The organism is Endobacterium panacihumi, from assembly GCF_050847465.1.
In the GTDB taxonomy this organism is placed as follows: domain Bacteria; phylum Pseudomonadota; class Alphaproteobacteria; order Rhizobiales; family Rhizobiaceae; genus Neorhizobium; species Neorhizobium panacihumi.
Genome location: NZ_JBOZRA010000001.1, coordinates 2,089,000 through 2,104,392, shown reverse-complemented (window position 1 = coordinate 2,104,392; position 15,393 = coordinate 2,089,000). Strand labels below are relative to the sequence as shown.

The following is a 15,393-nucleotide window of genomic DNA, read 5'->3' as shown; positions in this document are numbered from 1 at the left end:
GTTGTTTACGCTTCCAGGCAGGTTTCGACAAAAATCTTGAAGGCACGGGCACGGTGGGAAAGCGCTTCCGCATCGCCGGGCTTCCAGCCATGCTTTTCTTCCGCCGTCATCTCGCCGAATGTGGTGTCGTAACCCTGCGGCTGAAAGATCGGGTCGTAACCAAAACCATCGGCGCCGCGCGGCGGCCAGGCGATCGTGCCCTCCACTTCGCCGCGGAACATCTCGGTGTGGCCGTCGGGCCAGGCAAGGCACAGCACGCTGACGAAACGCGCGGTGCGCTTGTCGTCCGTTGCCGCGCCCTTGTCCTGCAGGGCGGTTTCCACCTTCTGCATCGCCCACGGAAAATCGCGGCTGCCATCCTCGCGTTCGGCCCAGTTGGCGGTGTAGACGCCCGGTGCGCCGTCGAGGGCATCGATGACGAGGCCGCTGTCGTCGGAAAGGGCGGGTAGGCCGGAGGCTTTTGCTGACGCCAGTGCCTTGATCGCCGCATTCTCCTCAAACGTAGTGCCGGTCTCATCCGGTTCATCGAATTTCAGTTCGGCTGCAGACTTTGCCGAAAAACCGAAGGGACCGATCAGGTCGGCGATCTCGCGGATTTTTCCGGCATTGTGGCTGGCAACGACAATGGTGCGGGTCTCGAGCTTGCGCATGGGCGGTCCTTCAAAGATTCCAGAGTTTGGGTTCGGCGCATTCCAGGCTGTTGCCGGCCGGATCGCGGAAATAGATCGATCGTGCGCCGTTCGACCAGCGAAAGTCGCTTTCGATGGAAACGCCCGCCTTGTTGAGCTTTTCGGCGATCAAGTCAATCGCTTCCGCACTGACACGGAAACAGGCATGACCCGCGCCGGTCGTGCCATGGGGTGGAACCGGCAGGGCATCGGGGGAGGGTGGCTTGATGGTTTCGCTGCGGTTGAAGATCAGGAGAATGCCTTGGCCACAGCGGAAAAAGACGTGACGGTCGCCGGCGCGCAGGACTTTTTCGAGGCCGAGTAGACTGCCGTAAAAGTTTTCAGCGGCATCGAGGTCATCGACATAAAGGGCAGTTTCGAGAATGCCGTCGATCATGGTGCCATTCTCCAGGCGCTTTGCGATACGCCCCTCATCCGGCTGCCGCCACCTTCTCCCCGCTTGCGGGGAGAAGGGATATGCCGCACCGTCTCGTAATACTCGACGGAGTTATAGGGCAGGTCCCCTCTCCCCGCGTGCGGGAAGAGGGTAAGGGTGAGGGGCAGCCACAAATCGCAACACCCACCAAAATCAGCCCGCAATCGCAGCCTTCTGCATGGCCACCAGCTCGGCCGTACCGGCGGTCGCCAGATCCAGCAGCGTCAAAAATTCCTCGCGGCTGAACGGCTTGCCTTCCGCGGTGCCCTGAACCTCGACAATGCCGCCGGAGCCGGTCATGACGAAATTGGCGTCGGTTTCGGCAGCCGAGTCTTCGAGGTAATCGAGATCGATCACCGACTGGCCGGCAAAGATGCCGCAGGAAATGGCGGCAACGTGGTCTTTGAGAACCTTGTCCACCTTCACCATGTTGCGGGCTTCCATCCACTTCAGGCAGTCATGCAGGGCAATGAAGCCACCGGTGATGGCCGCCGTGCGGGTGCCGCCATCCGCCTGGATGACGTCGCAGTCGATGGTGATCTGCTTTTCGCCGAGCGCTTCCAGATCGACGACGGCGCGCAAGGATCGGCCGATCAGGCGCTGGATTTCCTGCGTGCGGCCGCCCTGCTTGCCGGTGGCGGCTTCGCGGCGCATGCGGTCGCCGGTTGCGCGCGGCAGCATGCCGTATTCGGCCGTCACCCAGCCCTTACCGGAATTGCGCAGCCACGGCGGCGTCTTTTCTTCAAGGCTTGCCGTGCACAGCACATGCGTCTCGCCGAACTTCACGAGGCACGAGCCTTCCGCGTGCTTGGAAAAATTGCGCTCGAAAGAGATCTTGCGCATCTGGTCGATTTTTCTGCCTGAAGGCCGCATGCTTTACTCCATGGAATATGGTGATCGCGTTTCTAGAACTGTGGGGCCGCTTTTGCAAAGGAAAAGCCTGAGACTACAAAGCCGCTTTTCCCTTTTGCCATGGCCGGCGCGGCATTATATTTGCATTGTCAGACGGTGACGGTTCGCAGACGCAGGATAGGAAGAAACATGGCATTTTCGGCATCGACCGCCACGGAATCCATTCTCGACGACCGTTCGCGCGAAATCTTTCGCCGTATCGTCGAAAGTTATCTGGAAAATGGCGAGCCGCTCGGCTCGCGCAACCTGTCGCGGCTGCTGCCGATGTCGTTGTCGCCGGCCTCGGTGCGCAATGTCATGAGCGATCTCGAAGAACTCGGCCTTATCTATTCGCCGCATATCAGCGCCGGCCGCCTGCCGACCCAGACCGGCCTGCGTTTCTTCGTTGATGCCTTCATGCAGGTGGGGGACCTCTCGCCGGAAGAGCGCGCCAATATCGACCGTGAAGTGCGCGCATCCGATCGCGGCCAGCCGATCGAGAGCATGCTGACGGAAGCGAGCCGCATGCTCTCGGGCGTGTCGCGCGGCGCCGGCATCGTGATTACATCGAAAAGTGATCCGGTCCTGAAACATGTCGAATTCATCCGGCTGGAGCCCACCAAGGCGCTCGCCATTCTGGTCGGCGAACACAATCAGGTTGAAAACCGCGTCATCGATCTGCCGGCCGGTATCAGCTCGTCGCAGCTCACCGAAGCCGCAAACTATGTCAACGCGCATCTCACCGGCCAGACCCTGCCGGACCTGCGCAGCCAGATCACCAGGCTCCAGGAACAGGTGAAGGGCGAACTCGATGCCCTGTCGCAGGATCTGGTGGCCCGTGGCCTTGCGGTCTGGTCGGGCGATAATGGCGAAGGCAAGCCGGCGCAGCTGATCGTGCGTGGCCGCGCCAATCTTCTGCAGGGGTTGGAAGGCGCGGACGACATGGATCGTCTGCGGCTTCTGTTCGATGATCTGGAAAAGAAGGACAGCCTGATCGAGATTCTCAATCTCGCCGAAAGCGGACCGGGTGTCCGTATCTTTATAGGTTCGGAAAACAAGCTGTTTTCGCTTTCCGGCTCGTCGCTGATCGTCGCGCCCTATCGTGATGGCGAGGACCGCATCGTCGGCGCCGTCGGTGTCATCGGCCCGACGCGGCTCAATTATTCGCGTATCGTGCCGATGGTGGATTACACCGCCCAGCTTCTCGCGCGCATGTCGCGTAACCCTCTTTGAAGAGCTTTATCGACGGCTTGCCGCTTGATGGCCGCAAAGCCTTGATTTTTTCGGCTCAAACCCTGATATCGGGGCCACTTCACACGAACACCACCCGGAGACCGTCATGACCGACGAAACCAAGAACAACGGCACTGACGCGGCGGCCAACGAAAACGCCGAAGCCGTGGCAGCCGCGATGGAGGACACAGCTGCGACCGAAGCCGATGTCGCCGAGTTTGATCCGATCGCAGAACTGCAGGCAGAGAATGCCGATCTGCGCGATCGTTTTGTGCGCCTCGCTGCCGATATGGACAATTTGCGCCGCCGTACCGAGCGCGAGTTGAAGGATGCCAAGGTTTACGGCGTCACCAGCTTTGCCCGCGACATGCTCGGCGTGTCCGACAATCTCCGTCGTGCACTTGATGCCGTTCCGGCCGAAATGCGCGCTGCAGCCGATGCCGGCCTCACCACGCTTCTCGAAGGCGTGGAAATGACCGAGCGCTCCATGCTGTCGACGCTGGAACGCCATGGCGTCAAGAAGATCGAGCCGGAAGGCGAAAAGTTCGATCCGAACTTCCATCAGGCCATGTTCGAAGTGCCGAACCCGGCCGTGCCGAACAACACCGTCGTGCAGGTGGTTCAGGCCGGTTACACGATCGGCGAGCGCGTGCTGCGCCCGGCCATGGTCGGCGTTGCCAAGGGCGGCCCCAAGGTCGAAGTGGCGGAAGCTGCCGACAAGGCCTGATCGAACGGATCATCAATCAGCAAAAAGCCCGGGCATCATCGATACCCGGGCTTTTTGTTTGTGAAGCTGTAAAATACCTCAGGCGGCGTTGGAAGCCTGTTCCTCGTTGAGGAAGGCGTAGATGGCCGAGGCGGAATCGGTGGCGCGCAGCTTTGTCACCAGGTCTTGGTCGCGCAACACGCGGGCAATGCGCGAAAGCGCCTTCAGGTGGTCGGCGCCAGCACCTTCAGGCGCCAGAAGCAGGAACACCAGATCGACAGGTTCGTCATCCAGCGCCTCGAAATCGACGGGCGAGTCGAGGCGGGCGAACAGGCCGACAATCTGGGAAATCGAGGTCAGCTTGCCGTGCGGGATGGCAATGCCATGGCCGACGCCGGTGGAGCCGAGACGCTCGCGCTGCACGATCACGTCAAAAATCTCGCGCTCATTGACGCCGGTCAGTTTGGCGGCCTTCGCAGCCAGTTCCTGCAGCAATTGCTTTTTGGAATTCACCTTCAAGCTGGGGATAATCGCATCTTGCTGCAGCAGATCTGCCAAAGCCATTTCTTCTCATCCTTTTGCCACCGAACGGGGCGAGGGGAGCGGCGTTTAAACCGCTCCCGACAAGTTCTTATCCTTTGATATTGGCAGCGTCGATCCAGCCAATATTGCCGTCGTTGCGGCGGTAGACGATGTTCAGGCTCTTTTCCGGGCTGCGGAACAGAAGAACCGGTTCATCGGTCATGTCGAGTGCCATCACAGCCGTCGCCACCGTCATGGTGCGCAGCTGCTTGGAGCTTTCGGCGACGATGGTCGGAGCAAAATCCTCCGCCACTTCCTGGTCGTCGTCAGGAATGGAATCCATGATCGCATAGGCGATGTCTTCAGCACCATTACCGTTATTACCGGCGTGATGGTCCTTGAGGCGACGCTTGTAGCGACGCAGACGCTTTTCGATCCGTTCTGCAGCAGCATCGAAGCTCAGTTGCGGGTCGTTCGCCTGACCGGCTGCGTGGAACACCACGCCCGAATCGAGGTGGATCTTGCAGTCTGCCGAGAAGCGCGAAGAACCCGCCTTCTCGACGATCACCTGGCTGGAATATCCCCCGTCGAAGTATTTGGTAACCGCATCGCCGATATGGCTTTCGATCTTCTGACGGAACGAGTCGCCAATCTCCATATGCTTTCCAGATACACGCACACTCATGGATTGTTTCCTTCTTGTCGTGACTTGCACGAACCAGTTTACGCCAAGCCGCGGATGCATCCAAGCTCTTCACACGGTGATGAGGCAAATTGCGTTGTCAGGTCATAATTGAGGGATCAAAGTGCGGCGCATATCTCCAAGCCGATGCGGCGGGCTTCTAGCCGCAGAGGTTTGGAAAGTCAACGGCAGGGAAAATTAGCAGTTTGTGCAAGGCCCTGTGCCTGTGGGAAACTGGGCATTTTCCATGCGGCGGGAAGGCTCAGCCCGCAGCGGAAACCTTGGCCAGCGCTCGCTTTTCCCGCCGCCTCTGCACGGAGGAGGGGATGTTCATGGCTTCGCGATATTTTGCAACCGTACGGCGAGCCAGGTCGACGCCACCCTTCTTGAGGCTGATAACAATGTCGTCATCCGAAAGCACCGCTTCGGGTGATTCCTGCGCAATCATCTGGCGAATCTTGTGCCGAACCGCTTCGGCGGAGTGGTTGTCTCCGCCTTCGGCCGAACCGATCGAAACGGTGAAGAAATATTTGAGCTCGAACAGACCGCGCGGCGTCATCATGTATTTGTTGGAGGTGACGCGGCTGACAGTCGATTCGTGCATCTTGATGGCGTCGGCCACCGTTTTCAGGTTCAGTGGCCGCAGATGCTCGATACCGTTCAGCAGAAAGGCGTCCTGCTGCCGCACGATCTCCGTCGCCACCTTCATGATCGTTTTTGCGCGCTGATCAAGGCTGCGGGTCAGCCAGCTGGCATTCTGCAGGCATTCGGACAGGAAGGCCTGATCCTCGCTCTGTTTTGCGACGGTCTTCGAAACCGTCTGGAAATAGGTCTGGTTGACCAGCACGCGCGGCAGCGTATCGGGATTAAGCTCGATCGCCCAGCCGCCATCGGCGCCGGATCGTACCACCACGTCGGGCACGATCGCCTCCGAAACGCCGGTCTCGAAGCCGCTGCCGGGCTTGGGGTTGAGCTGACGGATTTCCGCCAGCATGTCGACGAGGTCCTCGTCATCGACGCCGCACAGTTTGCGCAAGGTCGCAAAATCACGCTTGGCCAGCAGATCCAGATGTGAGACCAGCGCCTGCATGGCGGGGTCGTAACGATCCTTCTGTTTCAACTGGATCGCCAGGCATTCGGAAAGCGAGCGGGCAAATATGCCGGGCGGGTCGAGCGTCTGCAGTCGCTCCAGAACCGCTTCGATCTCTTCGCGGCCGGCGCCCAGCCTGTCGGCGATCTCCTGCATGTCGGCATGCAGATAGCCCGCATCATCGAGGTGGTCGATCAGATGCTGTGCAATCAGCCGTTCGCCGATATCCGACACGAGAAGCGGTGCCTGCTGCATTATATGGTCGTGCAGGCTCAAACGCCCGGCAACAAAATCGTCGAGGTCGTAGGCTTCTCCACCTTCGCTGCCCGGCATGGATTTCCATTGGCCCATCAGTTCTGGAGCATCGGGCCTTGCCTGCGGCATGTCGTCTGGGAAGACGTTTTCGAAATCGGCGTCGATCTGTTCTGAAATATGCGCGCCGCCGTCTTCGCGGCCGGTTTCGTACCAGTCGGTCTCCGAATTGCCGTCAGCGTTGTCGGAGCCGGACCCGTCGTGACCGTCGCCCGCACCATCAGAGGCGGCGTCGCTGCCTTCGCCTTGTGCATCGCCTGGCGAAAATTCGAGCAACGGGTTCTTTTCCACCTCCTGCGCGATGAACTGGTTCAGCTCGAAATGCGTCATCTGAAGCAGCTGGATCGACTGCATCAGTTGGGGCGTCATGACGAGCGACTGGTTCTGTCGCAAAAAAAGGCTGGCGGACAAGGCCATGATGGACGCGAAACTCCCGGACGATCTCCCACTCGTGGGTTTTTCCGGCCGCTCTGCGGCAGGAAATCTCACTTGGCCCGAAAATTGCTTTTTAAATGGGTTTGGTCAAGCGCCGACAGTCGGTCGGCGCCAGATTCATGTCGTTATCATGAACGGATCAAAGGCTGAACTTGTCGCCGAGATAGAGACGGCGCACATCGGCATTGTTGACGATGTCGTCGGCGCGGCCGTGGGTCAAGACCTCGCCGGCATGGATGATATAGGCGCGGTCGATCAGACCGAGTGTCTCACGCACATTATGGTCGGTGATCAGGACGCCGATGCCGCGCGCGGTCAGGTGGCGCACCAGATTCTGGATGTCGGAGACCGAAATCGGATCGACGCCGGCAAACGGCTCGTCCAGCAGCATGAAGGCCGGATCGGTGGCGAGTGCGCGGGCAATTTCCAGGCGACGGCGTTCACCACCGGACAGCGCCACGGCAGGTGACTTGCGCAGCCGCTCGATGTGAAACTCTTCCAGAAGCTCATCGAGCTTGCGGGCGCGCAGTTTTCTGTCCTTCTGGTGCACTTCCAGAACGGCCAGAATATTTTCCTCCACCGTCAGCCCACGAAAGATAGAGGCTTCCTGCGGAAGGTAACCAACGCCGAGACGCGCACGCCGATACATGGGCATGCGTGTTACATCGTTGCCGTTGATGGCGATCATGCCGAGATCGACGCCGACCAGGCCGGTGATCATGTAGAAACAGGTGGTCTTGCCGGCGCCGTTCGGTCCGAGCAGGCCAACGGCCTCGCCGCGCCGCACGACCAGCGACACGCCGTTGACGACGCGTCTTGAATCATAGGTCTTGGTCAGGCCATGGGCGATCAGCGTGCCTTCGTAACGCGCCTTGTCACGCGGGTCGAAAGGTTCCGGCTGGCCTGGCTTCGGCTGTTTGGCGAAAATTTTCTTCACGGGGCGCGATTACTGCTGTGGCTTCGATTTGGGGTCGAGCAGGATCTGCACGCGGCCGCTGGAGCACGGTGTCAGCTTGGCTTCACCGGTCTTCATCAGCACCGTCAGCTTGCAGCCGCGGAAAACGTTGGGTCCGTCGGACAGCACGACCTGTTTGCCTGTCAGAACAAAAGTCTGCGAGGCCATCTGGAACTCACCCTGATCAGCCGTGGCATTCTGCTCGCCAGAGGTCAGGTGAACCGTGTCGTTCAGGAAAATCTTGTCGATCTGCGTGTTGCCGGAGGTCACGGAAGATCCTTCGCCGAGGTAAAGCACGGTCATCTTGCCGGCGCGCATCGTCGTGGTACCCTGCACCACACGCACATTGCCGGTGAAATAGGCCTTTTTCTCGGTGTCCTGGATTTCCAGCTGGTCGCTTTCGATCTGGATCGGCTTGTCGTTGGAAAGCGTCATGCCTTCCATGCGGGTCGAGGATTGCGCCAGCGCCGAGCCGGCCATGAAACAGGCAGCGAGGGCAGCCGGGACGGTCATCGGGGTCAGGAAACGGCGAAGGGTCATGGCCGGGCTCTATTTATCTTGGTTGTTGAGCGAGGCGGCTTCGAGATCGACCCGGACCCCGCCTGTGAAGGTAATGGTTTTTCCCTTATCCGTTATCTTCATCGAGTCTGCAACAATAGACGCTTCCTGAGTGGAGATTGTTATTGTGTCGGGCGTCTCGAGCGTTCCCGCTTTCACATCCATATTGGCCGACTGGAATTTTGCCGTCAGGCCGTTGCTGAGGTTCACGTCGAATGGTGCGGTCAACTGCATGCGGTCGCTGGCGCGGTCAAAAATGCCTGCACTTGCCACCACGCGGGCAATGACATCCTTGCTCATCGGCATCGCCGCCTTGACGTTCTCGAGCGAGATCATGTTGGGGTTCTGCAGATCCTGGAGCGCCCGCGTTGCCGTCATCGAGTAGCTGACGCCGTCGTCATTGCGGCCGGCGATCGCGGGGCTTTCCATGACGATCTTGCCGTCTTCGATCTTGGCGCTCTGGATCGTCAGGTTTTCCGGCAGAAAGGTGCGGATGAAGGATACGCCGATGAAGATGAGCGAAATGATCAGTGCGGCGACCGGCAGCAACACTTTCAGCCTTTTCACGCGCGTCGAATGCGCCTGGGCCAGCTTGTAGGCTCTGGTCTGCCGAAGCGCGGCATCGTTTGCGGGGGCGGATTGAGTAAGGGTCTGCAGCGGGTTTCTCCAGCAGTCGGTTATGCGTCCGCATTCTTTATCAGCGAATGGCCGCGGCGCGTGGCAGCCGGCGTCCTGAACCTTGAATATGGCGATTAATCATCAACAAACAATAATGGACGACACAAATACGTGTACTCGCAATCGTTTGATGTGCCAAGCGCCACCGTTATAGGTGTTTAGCCATTCGTTATAGCGTTGCGCACCCTTGATTTTTACCGGGCCGGTTCCTTTTTCTCGGGAAAGGTTTTAGGACCGGTGACCAGTCGCCATTCATCAATCGACGTGACGAGGAATAAAGACCATCATGGATCAAATGGCCTATGCCGACCGCAGGCGTCTGCGCCGCAAAGTGACCTTCTGGCGTATTGCCGCCTTCATTCTGGTCGTTGCCATCGGCTTTTCCTTCTATCGTTTTGCTGCAAACGATCAGAAGGATACGATGCGGCCGCATGTCGCACGCGTCGAAATTTCCGGCATGATCACTGACAATACCGAGCTTTTCGAACGGCTGGACCGGATCGCCAATAACGATCAGGTCAAGGCGGTCATCGTGTCGATCTCCTCGCCGGGTGGCACCACCTATGGCGGTGAGCGCACCTTCAAGGCCATTCGCGCCATAGCCGAAAAGAAGCCCGTCGTTTCGGATATCCGCACCCTTGCCGCATCCGCAGGTTACATGATTGCGTCTGCGGGTGACATGATCATCGCGGGAGAAAGCTCGATCACCGGCTCGATCGGCGTGATTTTCCAGTACCCGCAGTTTGACGAGCTGATGAAAAAGCTCGGCGTCTCGCATCAGGAAATCAAGTCGGCGCCGCTGAAGGCCGAACCCTCGCCATTCCATCCGGCCAGCGAAGAAGCGACCGCGATGATCCGCTCGATGATCATGGACAGCTATGACTGGTTCGTCGATCTCGTGGCAGAACGTCGCGGCCTGACGCGCGAGGAAACCCTGAAGCTTGCCGATGGCTCGATCTATACCGGCCGGCAGGCGCTCAAGCTCAAGTTGATCGATCAGCTTGGTGGCGATAAGGAAATTCGCGACTGGCTCGAGACCAAGGGTGTTGCAAAAGGCTTGCCCGTGCTGGAATGGAAGAAAAAGGATGAAGGTTCGTTCTTTTCGCTTCCGATGGTCGTCGGCCATGCCGCACGACTGATGGGCATTGAAATGGATCTTTCGCCCGAATCGCTGCAGCGATGGGGCGCCGAGAAGTTGTTCCTTGACGGTCTCGTTTCCGTTTGGCAGGTTGGTAGTGACAGATAATTCAATGATTTCTGGGGGAAGATCGTGATCAAGTCGGAACTGGTGCAGATCGTCGCGGCCCGCAATCCGCATCTTTATCACCGTGACGTGGAAAATATCGTCAACGCCGTCCTCGATGAGATCACTGACGCGCTTGCCGCCGGCAACCGTGTGGAACTTCGCGGCTTCGGGGCGTTTTCGGTAAAAAACCGTCCGTCGCGCTCCGGCCGCAACCCGCGCACCGGCGAAACCGTGTTCGTCGAGGAAAAGTGGGTGCCTTTCTTCAAGACCGGCAAGGAACTGCGCGAGCGGCTGAACCCCGATCTTGCGGATGAAGAAGATGCCGACTGAGCCGATCGCGGCCCGTCACGTCGCTTGAAAAGCGGATATTTGGACCTAGTTCAGTAGGGCGGCCGAAGTTTGCGGCCGTCGGCTGAAATGGCCGCTTGTTGAAGACAAAAATGATGAGAGGGACCATGACAAAGGTCAGGAAAATCGCCAATCTCGTGATTTTTGTACCACTCGGCATCCTGCTGATCGTGCTTTGCGTTGCCAACCGTCAGAGCGTCACGCTCGCGCTCAATCCGTTCCAGCCGCAGGACAGCGTGCTGTCGGTCTCGGCACCGCTCTTCGTGCTTCTCTTCCTGTCCGTCATTTTCGGCATGGGTGTCGGCTCGATGGTGACCTGGTGGAACCAGGGCCGCTATCGCAAACAGGCCCGCACCGAAGCCCGCGAAGCCATGAAATGGCAGCAGAACGGCAAACCGTCGATCTCGCCGGTCGAGGCGAAGCAGTTGCGGATCAAGTAATAATCCGACGAAATCAAAATTTGTCCCTGAAATGCCGGGATTGCCAGCAATCCGGAATGGGTATCTATGGAAAGAGAAAAGGATATCGACATGAACGAGCCTCTCAGAAATCTGATAGAGGCTGCTGGTAAAGTTCCCCAGACGAAAAGCGATCTGGAGGTTCAGCGCCGCAGTTTCGCTTATGGAAATACTCATTTCGAAAATGGTGTGATTACCCGTGAGATGGTTGATCGTATCGCTGACGAGATGCCGCTTCCCGACGACCTAAAGGTTGGAGCAGCTCGGCAAAAATGAGCGAAGAAGAGCGTCGTCACAGTGTGGCGGCTGAAGCGCATCTGATCCAAGATGCACAAAAGCGCGCGGAAGTAGAGGTCAGGAATGGCCTTATTCAATTCGATCGTGCATGCGCCATGATTATCGAAGCAATTGACAGGGGTGACGCGTGGAAGCTTCGCCCTTCTGCCATTTTGACGCTTCACCGTGCAGCGCTTGAAGGTATCAGCAATTACGCCGGAAATTTTCGGCCCGCCGATGTCGCCATCTTGGGAAGCAGGCACAAGCCTCTGGAAGCGCATCGAGTGCCGGAGCTCATCGAGGAACTTTGCGACTACGTAAACGATCACTGGTGGGACAGAACCGCCGTGCATCTCGCCTCATATGTCATGTGGCGCCTGAACTGGATCCACCCCTTCAGTGACGGCAATGGCCGTACCTCTCGAATGGTATCGTATCTGGTGCTGTCGGTCAGGATCGGCATGCTCTTGCCCGGTCGCCAGACGATACCCGATCAGATCGTTGATAACAGGCATCCTTATTTCTCCGCGCTCGAAAGTGCCGATCAAGCCGCCTCGGTTGGCATTGTCGATGTTTCAAAGATGGAGGATTTGATAGAAAGTATGCTGGCCAAGCAGCTGATGGGTGTCTTGGAAACGGCGACCGGTAAACATTTCGAGTAGGGTTTCTCAGCTCAGGTTACGTGCGGCCGTTAAACGATGCTCACCCACTCACCGCATTATTGAAATCCGAAAAGAACCGCGCCGCCAGTCGCTGTGTCGCAGCACCGATCAGTTTCGCGCCAAGCTGCGCCAGCCGCCCACCGAGTTCCGCCGCCGCCACGTAACGCAATATGGTCTCGTCGCCGTCTTCGATCAGTTCCACGTCGGCCGCCCCTTGCGCAAAACCCAGAATGCCGCCCTTGCCGGCTGCCGAAAGCCGGTAGCTTGCAGGGGCGTTCACGTTCGACAACGTGATCGTACCGGAAAAATTGCTGGCGATCGGACCGAGCTTGATGCGGATCACGGCGGCGAGTTCGTTGTCCGATTGCCATTCCAGGCTTTTGCAATGGGGAATGCAGCGCTTCAATATCTCGGCATCATTGAGCCCGGCCCATACCCTGTCGCGTGGCGCTTTGATGCGTTCCTCGCCGGTCACGTCCATGGGCTTGCTCCTTCTTTTCTGCGGTCGCGCCGCTTATCCTGTCTTTTGTCACGTATCTGCGAAATGGAAAGCCCTTTGCCAAGGGGCGCGGCAATGCTATTTGCACGCCAGATAAAGGAAGGCCCGACCGGATCGGCCTGATCGTGCTCGGGAAAATGACCATGAAGAACAAGGAACGGCGACCGGGATCGCGCCCTGCCGGTAAACCGGCAGGAAAGCCAGCCGGCAAGGCGGGTGGAAAACCTGCTGCTGCCCGCAGCGAGCGTCACGCATCTCCCAATGTCGCTGCAAAGCCGCAGAAGCCCGCACGTGCGCCGGAGCAGCGCAGCGAAGCAAAGCCGCGCCCCCAGCGCAACGAACACGCGCAATTCGGCAATCTGCGCGAAGCCGAAGCGCGACAGGCGGCGACCGCCGAACAGCGCCCGATGATCGAGCGCAGCGGCGAGCGCCCGCCCGAACGCATCCCCGTCATTCTCGAATCCACCGGTGCCGGCGATTTTCATCTGATCGACACGGGTAACGGCCTCAAACTGGAACAATACGGTCCCTACCGGATCGTTCGCCCGGAAGCGCAGGCGCTGTGGAAGCCGGCTCTGCCCGATCATGTCTGGGACAATGCTGATGCCGTTTTCACCGGCGATACCGACGAGGACGGCATGGGCCGCTGGCGGTTCCCGAAAAACGCACTCGGCGAAACCTGGCCGCTATCGCTGCTCGGCATCGATTTCCTCGGCCGTTTTACATCCTTCCGCCATGTCGGCGTGTTCCCGGAGCAGATCGTCCATTGGGCCTGGGTCAAGGAGCGGCAGGAGAAAGCCGATCGTCCGCTGAAGGTGCTGAACCTCTTTGGTTACACCGGCGTCGCTTCGTTGGTGGCCGCCGGTGCCGGTGCGGAGGTCACCCATGTCGATGCCTCGAAAAAGGCGATCGGCTGGGCGCGTGAAAATCAGGCACTTGCCGGTCTCGAGCGGGCGCCGATCCGCTGGATCTGCGAGGATGCCATGAAGTTCATCCAGCGCGAGGAACGCCGCGGCAGCAAGTACGATATCATTCTCACCGATCCGCCAAAGTTCGGGCGTGGGCCGAATGGCGAGGTCTGGCATCTGTTCGAGCATCTGCCGAACATGCTGGATATTTGTCGCGAGCTGCTGTCGCCAAAGGCCCTCGGTCTGGTGCTGACCGCCTATTCCATCCGCGCCAGTTTTTACTCCATTCATGAACTGATGCGCGAAACCATGCGTGGCGCCGGCGGCGTTGTCGAATCCGGTGAACTCGTCATCCGCGAAGCCGGCATTAACGGCGAGGATCATGGCCGCGCTCTCTCCACCTCCCTCTTTTCCCGCTGGGTGCCGAAATGACCGAAGATTATCGTAGAGAAGGCCCGCGCCGCGTTGGCCAGGTGAAGGAAGTCACCAGCCTCGCCAACCCGATTGTCAAGGACATCAAGGCGCTGTCCGACAAGAAGACCCGCGAGGAGACCGGCACGTTCATGGCTGAGGGCCTGAAATTGGTCATCGATGCACTGGAACTCGGCTGGAAGATCCGCACGCTGGTTTATGCCAAGGCCGCCAAGGGCAAGCCGCTGGTCGAACAGGTGGCGGCAAAAACCGTTGCCAATGGCGGCCTCGTGCTGGAAGTCAGCGAAAAGGTCCTGTCGTCGATCACCCGCCGCGATAATCCGCAGATGGTCGTCGGCATTTTCGAGAGCCGCTGGACCCGCCTGTCGGATATCCGCCCGGAAAACGGCCAGACCTTTGTGGCGCTCGACCGCGTGCGTGACCCCGGCAATCTTGGCACGATCATCCGCACCGCTGATGCGGCCGGTGCTTCCGGAGTCATTCTGGTCGGCGAATGCACCGATCCGTTCTCGCTCGAAACCGTTCGCGCCACCATGGGCTCGATCTTTGCGACGCCCCTGATCCGTGCCTCGGTCGATGAATTCCTGTCCTGGCAGAAACACGCCGGCACCGAGTTGGTGGCGACCCATCTGGCCGGCGCTGTCGATTACCGCACGGTCGATTATTCGAAAAAGCCGGTCGTGATCCTGATGGGCAACGAACAGTCGGGCCTGCCGGAAAATCTTGCGAAATCGGCGACCCGTCTGGTGCGCATTCCGCAGCAGGGTCTGGCGGATAGTCTCAATCTTGCGGTGGCAACGGCGGTCATGCTGTTCGAAGCCCGCCGCCATCTCCTGAAAATCTGAAAAGGACCGGCATGACGACCGAAACCGCCCCGCTTCGACCGACGCTTCTTTCGCGGCCGCTGCCGATCGCGATCTTCATCGTCATTGCCCTCATCCTCGACCAGATCATCAAGATCGCGGTCGATCATTATCTGCCGCTCGAGCAGGCGGTCGGTGTCGTGCCCATGCTGGCACTTTACCGCACCTATAATACCGGCGTCGCCTTCTCCATGCTCGATCACATGGATGGCTGGTTCATCGTCACCATGCGCCTTGCCATCTGCGCCTTCGTCATCTGGCTGTGGCGCCGCACCCCGGCAGACCGCACTTTTGCGCATGCCGGTTTTGCCTTCATCATCGCCGGTGCGCTCGGCAACCTGTTCGATCGTTTCCTCTACGGGCACGTGATCGATTACATCCTGTTCTACACGTCGACCTGGTCGTTTGCCGTCTTCAACCTCGCAGACAGCTTTATTACCATCGGTGCCGGCTGTGTCATTCTGGATGAAATTCTGGGCTCGATGCGCAAGAAACCCGAAGAGCCAAAAATCTAAACCGTTAACCTTCGCCCGAA

At 59.0% G+C, this 15,393-nt stretch carries 20 protein-coding genes; 10 read left to right on the top strand and 10 right to left on the bottom strand.

What is annotated here, in order from left to right; genetic code table 11:
- Window positions 1–5 precede the first annotated feature (5 nt).
- The 3 genes from rdgB to rph all read right to left on the bottom strand — a co-directional run bounded on the left by rdgB (window position 6) and on the right by rph (window position 1,977).
- The gene (gene rdgB / locus ACRQ1B_RS10495) at window positions 6–650 is read right to left on the bottom strand and encodes an RdgB/HAM1 family non-canonical purine NTP pyrophosphatase (RefSeq protein WP_432293508.1); all 645 of its coding nucleotides are present in this window, start codon (window positions 648–650) and stop codon (window positions 6–8) included.
- 10 nt (window positions 651–660) lie between these two features.
- A complete protein-coding gene (locus ACRQ1B_RS10490) occupies window positions 661–1,065 on the bottom strand; it encodes a VOC family protein (RefSeq protein ID WP_432293507.1) in 405 nt (134 codons plus the stop codon).
- A 192-nt stretch (window positions 1,066–1,257) separates the two neighbouring features.
- Window positions 1,258–1,977 (bottom strand): ribonuclease PH, encoded by a 720-nt coding sequence (rph, locus tag ACRQ1B_RS10485; RefSeq protein ID WP_432293506.1) that lies wholly within the window; start codon window positions 1,975–1,977, stop codon window positions 1,258–1,260.
- A 168-nt stretch (window positions 1,978–2,145) separates the two neighbouring features.
- Between rph and hrcA the strand changes: the two genes are divergently transcribed.
- Entirely contained in the window at window positions 2,146–3,228 is a 1,083-nt protein-coding gene (hrcA, locus tag ACRQ1B_RS10480; RefSeq protein ID WP_432293505.1) for a heat-inducible transcriptional repressor HrcA, read from the top strand.
- Window positions 3,229–3,334: 106 nt separating this feature from the next.
- On the top strand, window positions 3,335–3,955 hold the full coding sequence (gene grpE, locus ACRQ1B_RS10475) for a nucleotide exchange factor GrpE (protein ID WP_432293504.1): 621 nt from the start codon (window positions 3,335–3,337) through the stop codon (window positions 3,953–3,955).
- A 78-nt stretch (window positions 3,956–4,033) separates the two neighbouring features.
- Here the strand turns inward: grpE and ptsN are convergent, their stop codons facing one another.
- The 6 genes from ptsN to lptC form a co-directional block, all read right to left on the bottom strand.
- On the bottom strand, window positions 4,034–4,498 hold the full coding sequence (gene ptsN, locus ACRQ1B_RS10470; protein WP_432293503.1) for a PTS IIA-like nitrogen regulatory protein PtsN: 465 nt from the start codon (window positions 4,496–4,498) through the stop codon (window positions 4,034–4,036).
- 67 nt (window positions 4,499–4,565) lie between these two features.
- Entirely contained in the window at window positions 4,566–5,141 is a 576-nt protein-coding gene (hpf, locus tag ACRQ1B_RS10465) for a ribosome hibernation-promoting factor, HPF/YfiA family (RefSeq protein ID WP_432293502.1), read from the bottom strand.
- A gap of 259 nt (window positions 5,142–5,400) precedes the next feature.
- On the bottom strand, window positions 5,401–6,957 hold the full coding sequence (gene rpoN, locus ACRQ1B_RS10460; RefSeq protein ID WP_432293501.1) for an RNA polymerase factor sigma-54: 1,557 nt from the start codon (window positions 6,955–6,957) through the stop codon (window positions 5,401–5,403).
- 157 nt (window positions 6,958–7,114) lie between these two features.
- Complete coding sequence (gene lptB / locus ACRQ1B_RS10455; RefSeq protein WP_432293500.1) at window positions 7,115–7,912, bottom strand: LPS export ABC transporter ATP-binding protein; 798 nt, start codon at window positions 7,910–7,912, stop codon at window positions 7,115–7,117.
- A gap of 9 nt (window positions 7,913–7,921) precedes the next feature.
- On the bottom strand, window positions 7,922–8,443 hold the full coding sequence (locus ACRQ1B_RS10450; protein WP_432293863.1) for an LptA/OstA family protein: 522 nt from the start codon (window positions 8,441–8,443) through the stop codon (window positions 7,922–7,924).
- Window positions 8,444–8,479: 36 nt separating this feature from the next.
- Window positions 8,480–9,145 (bottom strand): LPS export ABC transporter periplasmic protein LptC, encoded by a 666-nt coding sequence (gene lptC / locus ACRQ1B_RS10445; RefSeq protein WP_432293862.1) that lies wholly within the window; start codon window positions 9,143–9,145, stop codon window positions 8,480–8,482.
- Between the two features lie 307 nt (window positions 9,146–9,452).
- On the opposite strand from lptC, the gene sppA reads away from it, so the two are divergent.
- From sppA to ACRQ1B_RS10420, 5 genes are all read left to right on the top strand, one after another.
- Window positions 9,453–10,412, top strand: a complete 960-nt coding sequence (gene sppA / locus ACRQ1B_RS10440; RefSeq protein WP_432293499.1) for a signal peptide peptidase SppA — start codon at window positions 9,453–9,455, stop codon at window positions 10,410–10,412.
- Between the two features lie 24 nt (window positions 10,413–10,436).
- Window positions 10,437–10,742: an integration host factor subunit beta gene (locus tag ACRQ1B_RS10435; RefSeq protein ID WP_306837888.1), complete on the top strand. Its 306-nt coding sequence runs from the start codon at window positions 10,437–10,439 to the stop codon at window positions 10,740–10,742.
- Window positions 10,743–10,867: 125 nt separating this feature from the next.
- On the top strand, window positions 10,868–11,200 hold the full coding sequence (locus ACRQ1B_RS10430) for a LapA family protein (RefSeq protein WP_432293498.1): 333 nt from the start codon (window positions 10,868–10,870) through the stop codon (window positions 11,198–11,200).
- Window positions 11,201–11,290: 90 nt separating this feature from the next.
- Entirely contained in the window at window positions 11,291–11,494 is a 204-nt protein-coding gene (locus ACRQ1B_RS10425; protein ID WP_432293497.1) for a hypothetical protein, read from the top strand.
- Window positions 11,491–12,156, top strand: coding sequence for a Fic family protein (locus ACRQ1B_RS10420; protein WP_432293496.1), 666 nt, complete (start codon window positions 11,491–11,493; stop codon window positions 12,154–12,156). The genes ACRQ1B_RS10425 and ACRQ1B_RS10420 overlap by 4 nt, the downstream gene beginning before the upstream one ends.
- 40 nt (window positions 12,157–12,196) lie before the next feature.
- Here ACRQ1B_RS10420 and ACRQ1B_RS10415 read toward each other — a convergent pair whose 3' ends face one another.
- Window positions 12,197–12,637: an SRPBCC family protein gene (locus ACRQ1B_RS10415; RefSeq protein WP_432293495.1), complete on the bottom strand. Its 441-nt coding sequence runs from the start codon at window positions 12,635–12,637 to the stop codon at window positions 12,197–12,199.
- Window positions 12,638–12,798: 161 nt separating this feature from the next.
- Between ACRQ1B_RS10415 and ACRQ1B_RS10410 the strand changes: the two genes are divergently transcribed.
- Genes ACRQ1B_RS10410 through lspA form a run of 3 tightly spaced genes read left to right on the top strand, consistent with a single transcriptional unit; the run spans window position 12,799 to window position 15,373 of the window.
- Entirely contained in the window at window positions 12,799–13,995 is a 1,197-nt protein-coding gene (locus ACRQ1B_RS10410) for a class I SAM-dependent methyltransferase (protein ID WP_432293494.1), read from the top strand.
- Window positions 13,992–14,840, top strand: coding sequence for a TrmH family RNA methyltransferase (locus ACRQ1B_RS10405; RefSeq protein ID WP_306837896.1), 849 nt, complete (start codon window positions 13,992–13,994; stop codon window positions 14,838–14,840). The genes ACRQ1B_RS10410 and ACRQ1B_RS10405 overlap by 4 nt, the downstream gene beginning before the upstream one ends.
- An 11-nt stretch (window positions 14,841–14,851) precedes the next feature.
- The gene (gene lspA, locus ACRQ1B_RS10400; RefSeq protein WP_432293493.1) at window positions 14,852–15,373 is read left to right on the top strand and encodes a signal peptidase II; all 522 of its coding nucleotides are present in this window, start codon (window positions 14,852–14,854) and stop codon (window positions 15,371–15,373) included.
- The last annotated feature ends 20 nt before the right edge of the window (window positions 15,374–15,393 follow it).

Coding starts and splice junctions, on each gene's coding strand:
- lspA (WP_432293493.1), top strand. CDS start 14,852: ATGACGACCGAAACCGCCCCGCTTCGACCGACGCTTCTTTCGCGGCCG.
- grpE (WP_432293504.1), top strand. CDS start 3,335: ATGACCGACGAAACCAAGAACAACGGCACTGACGCGGCGGCCAACGAA.
- ptsN (WP_432293503.1), bottom strand. CDS start 4,498: ATGGCTTTGGCAGATCTGCTGCAGCAAGATGCGATTATCCCCAGCTTG.
- ACRQ1B_RS10420 (WP_432293496.1), top strand. CDS start 11,491: ATGAGCGAAGAAGAGCGTCGTCACAGTGTGGCGGCTGAAGCGCATCTG.
- rph (WP_432293506.1), bottom strand. CDS start 1,977: ATGCGGCCTTCAGGCAGAAAAATCGACCAGATGCGCAAGATCTCTTTC.
- ACRQ1B_RS10450 (WP_432293863.1), bottom strand. CDS start 8,443: ATGACCGTCCCGGCTGCCCTCGCTGCCTGTTTCATGGCCGGCTCGGCG.
- ACRQ1B_RS10425 (WP_432293497.1), top strand. CDS start 11,291: ATGAACGAGCCTCTCAGAAATCTGATAGAGGCTGCTGGTAAAGTTCCC.
- ACRQ1B_RS10405 (WP_306837896.1), top strand. CDS start 13,992: ATGACCGAAGATTATCGTAGAGAAGGCCCGCGCCGCGTTGGCCAGGTG.
- sppA (WP_432293499.1), top strand. CDS start 9,453: ATGGATCAAATGGCCTATGCCGACCGCAGGCGTCTGCGCCGCAAAGTG.
- rpoN (WP_432293501.1), bottom strand. CDS start 6,957: ATGGCCTTGTCCGCCAGCCTTTTTTTGCGACAGAACCAGTCGCTCGTC.
- ACRQ1B_RS10410 (WP_432293494.1), top strand. CDS start 12,799: ATGAAGAACAAGGAACGGCGACCGGGATCGCGCCCTGCCGGTAAACCG.
- ACRQ1B_RS10490 (WP_432293507.1), bottom strand. CDS start 1,065: ATGATCGACGGCATTCTCGAAACTGCCCTTTATGTCGATGACCTCGAT.
- hpf (WP_432293502.1), bottom strand. CDS start 5,141: ATGAGTGTGCGTGTATCTGGAAAGCATATGGAGATTGGCGACTCGTTC.
- rdgB (WP_432293508.1), bottom strand. CDS start 650: ATGCGCAAGCTCGAGACCCGCACCATTGTCGTTGCCAGCCACAATGCC.
- ACRQ1B_RS10415 (WP_432293495.1), bottom strand. CDS start 12,637: ATGGACGTGACCGGCGAGGAACGCATCAAAGCGCCACGCGACAGGGTA.
- hrcA (WP_432293505.1), top strand. CDS start 2,146: ATGGCATTTTCGGCATCGACCGCCACGGAATCCATTCTCGACGACCGT.
- ACRQ1B_RS10430 (WP_432293498.1), top strand. CDS start 10,868: ATGACAAAGGTCAGGAAAATCGCCAATCTCGTGATTTTTGTACCACTC.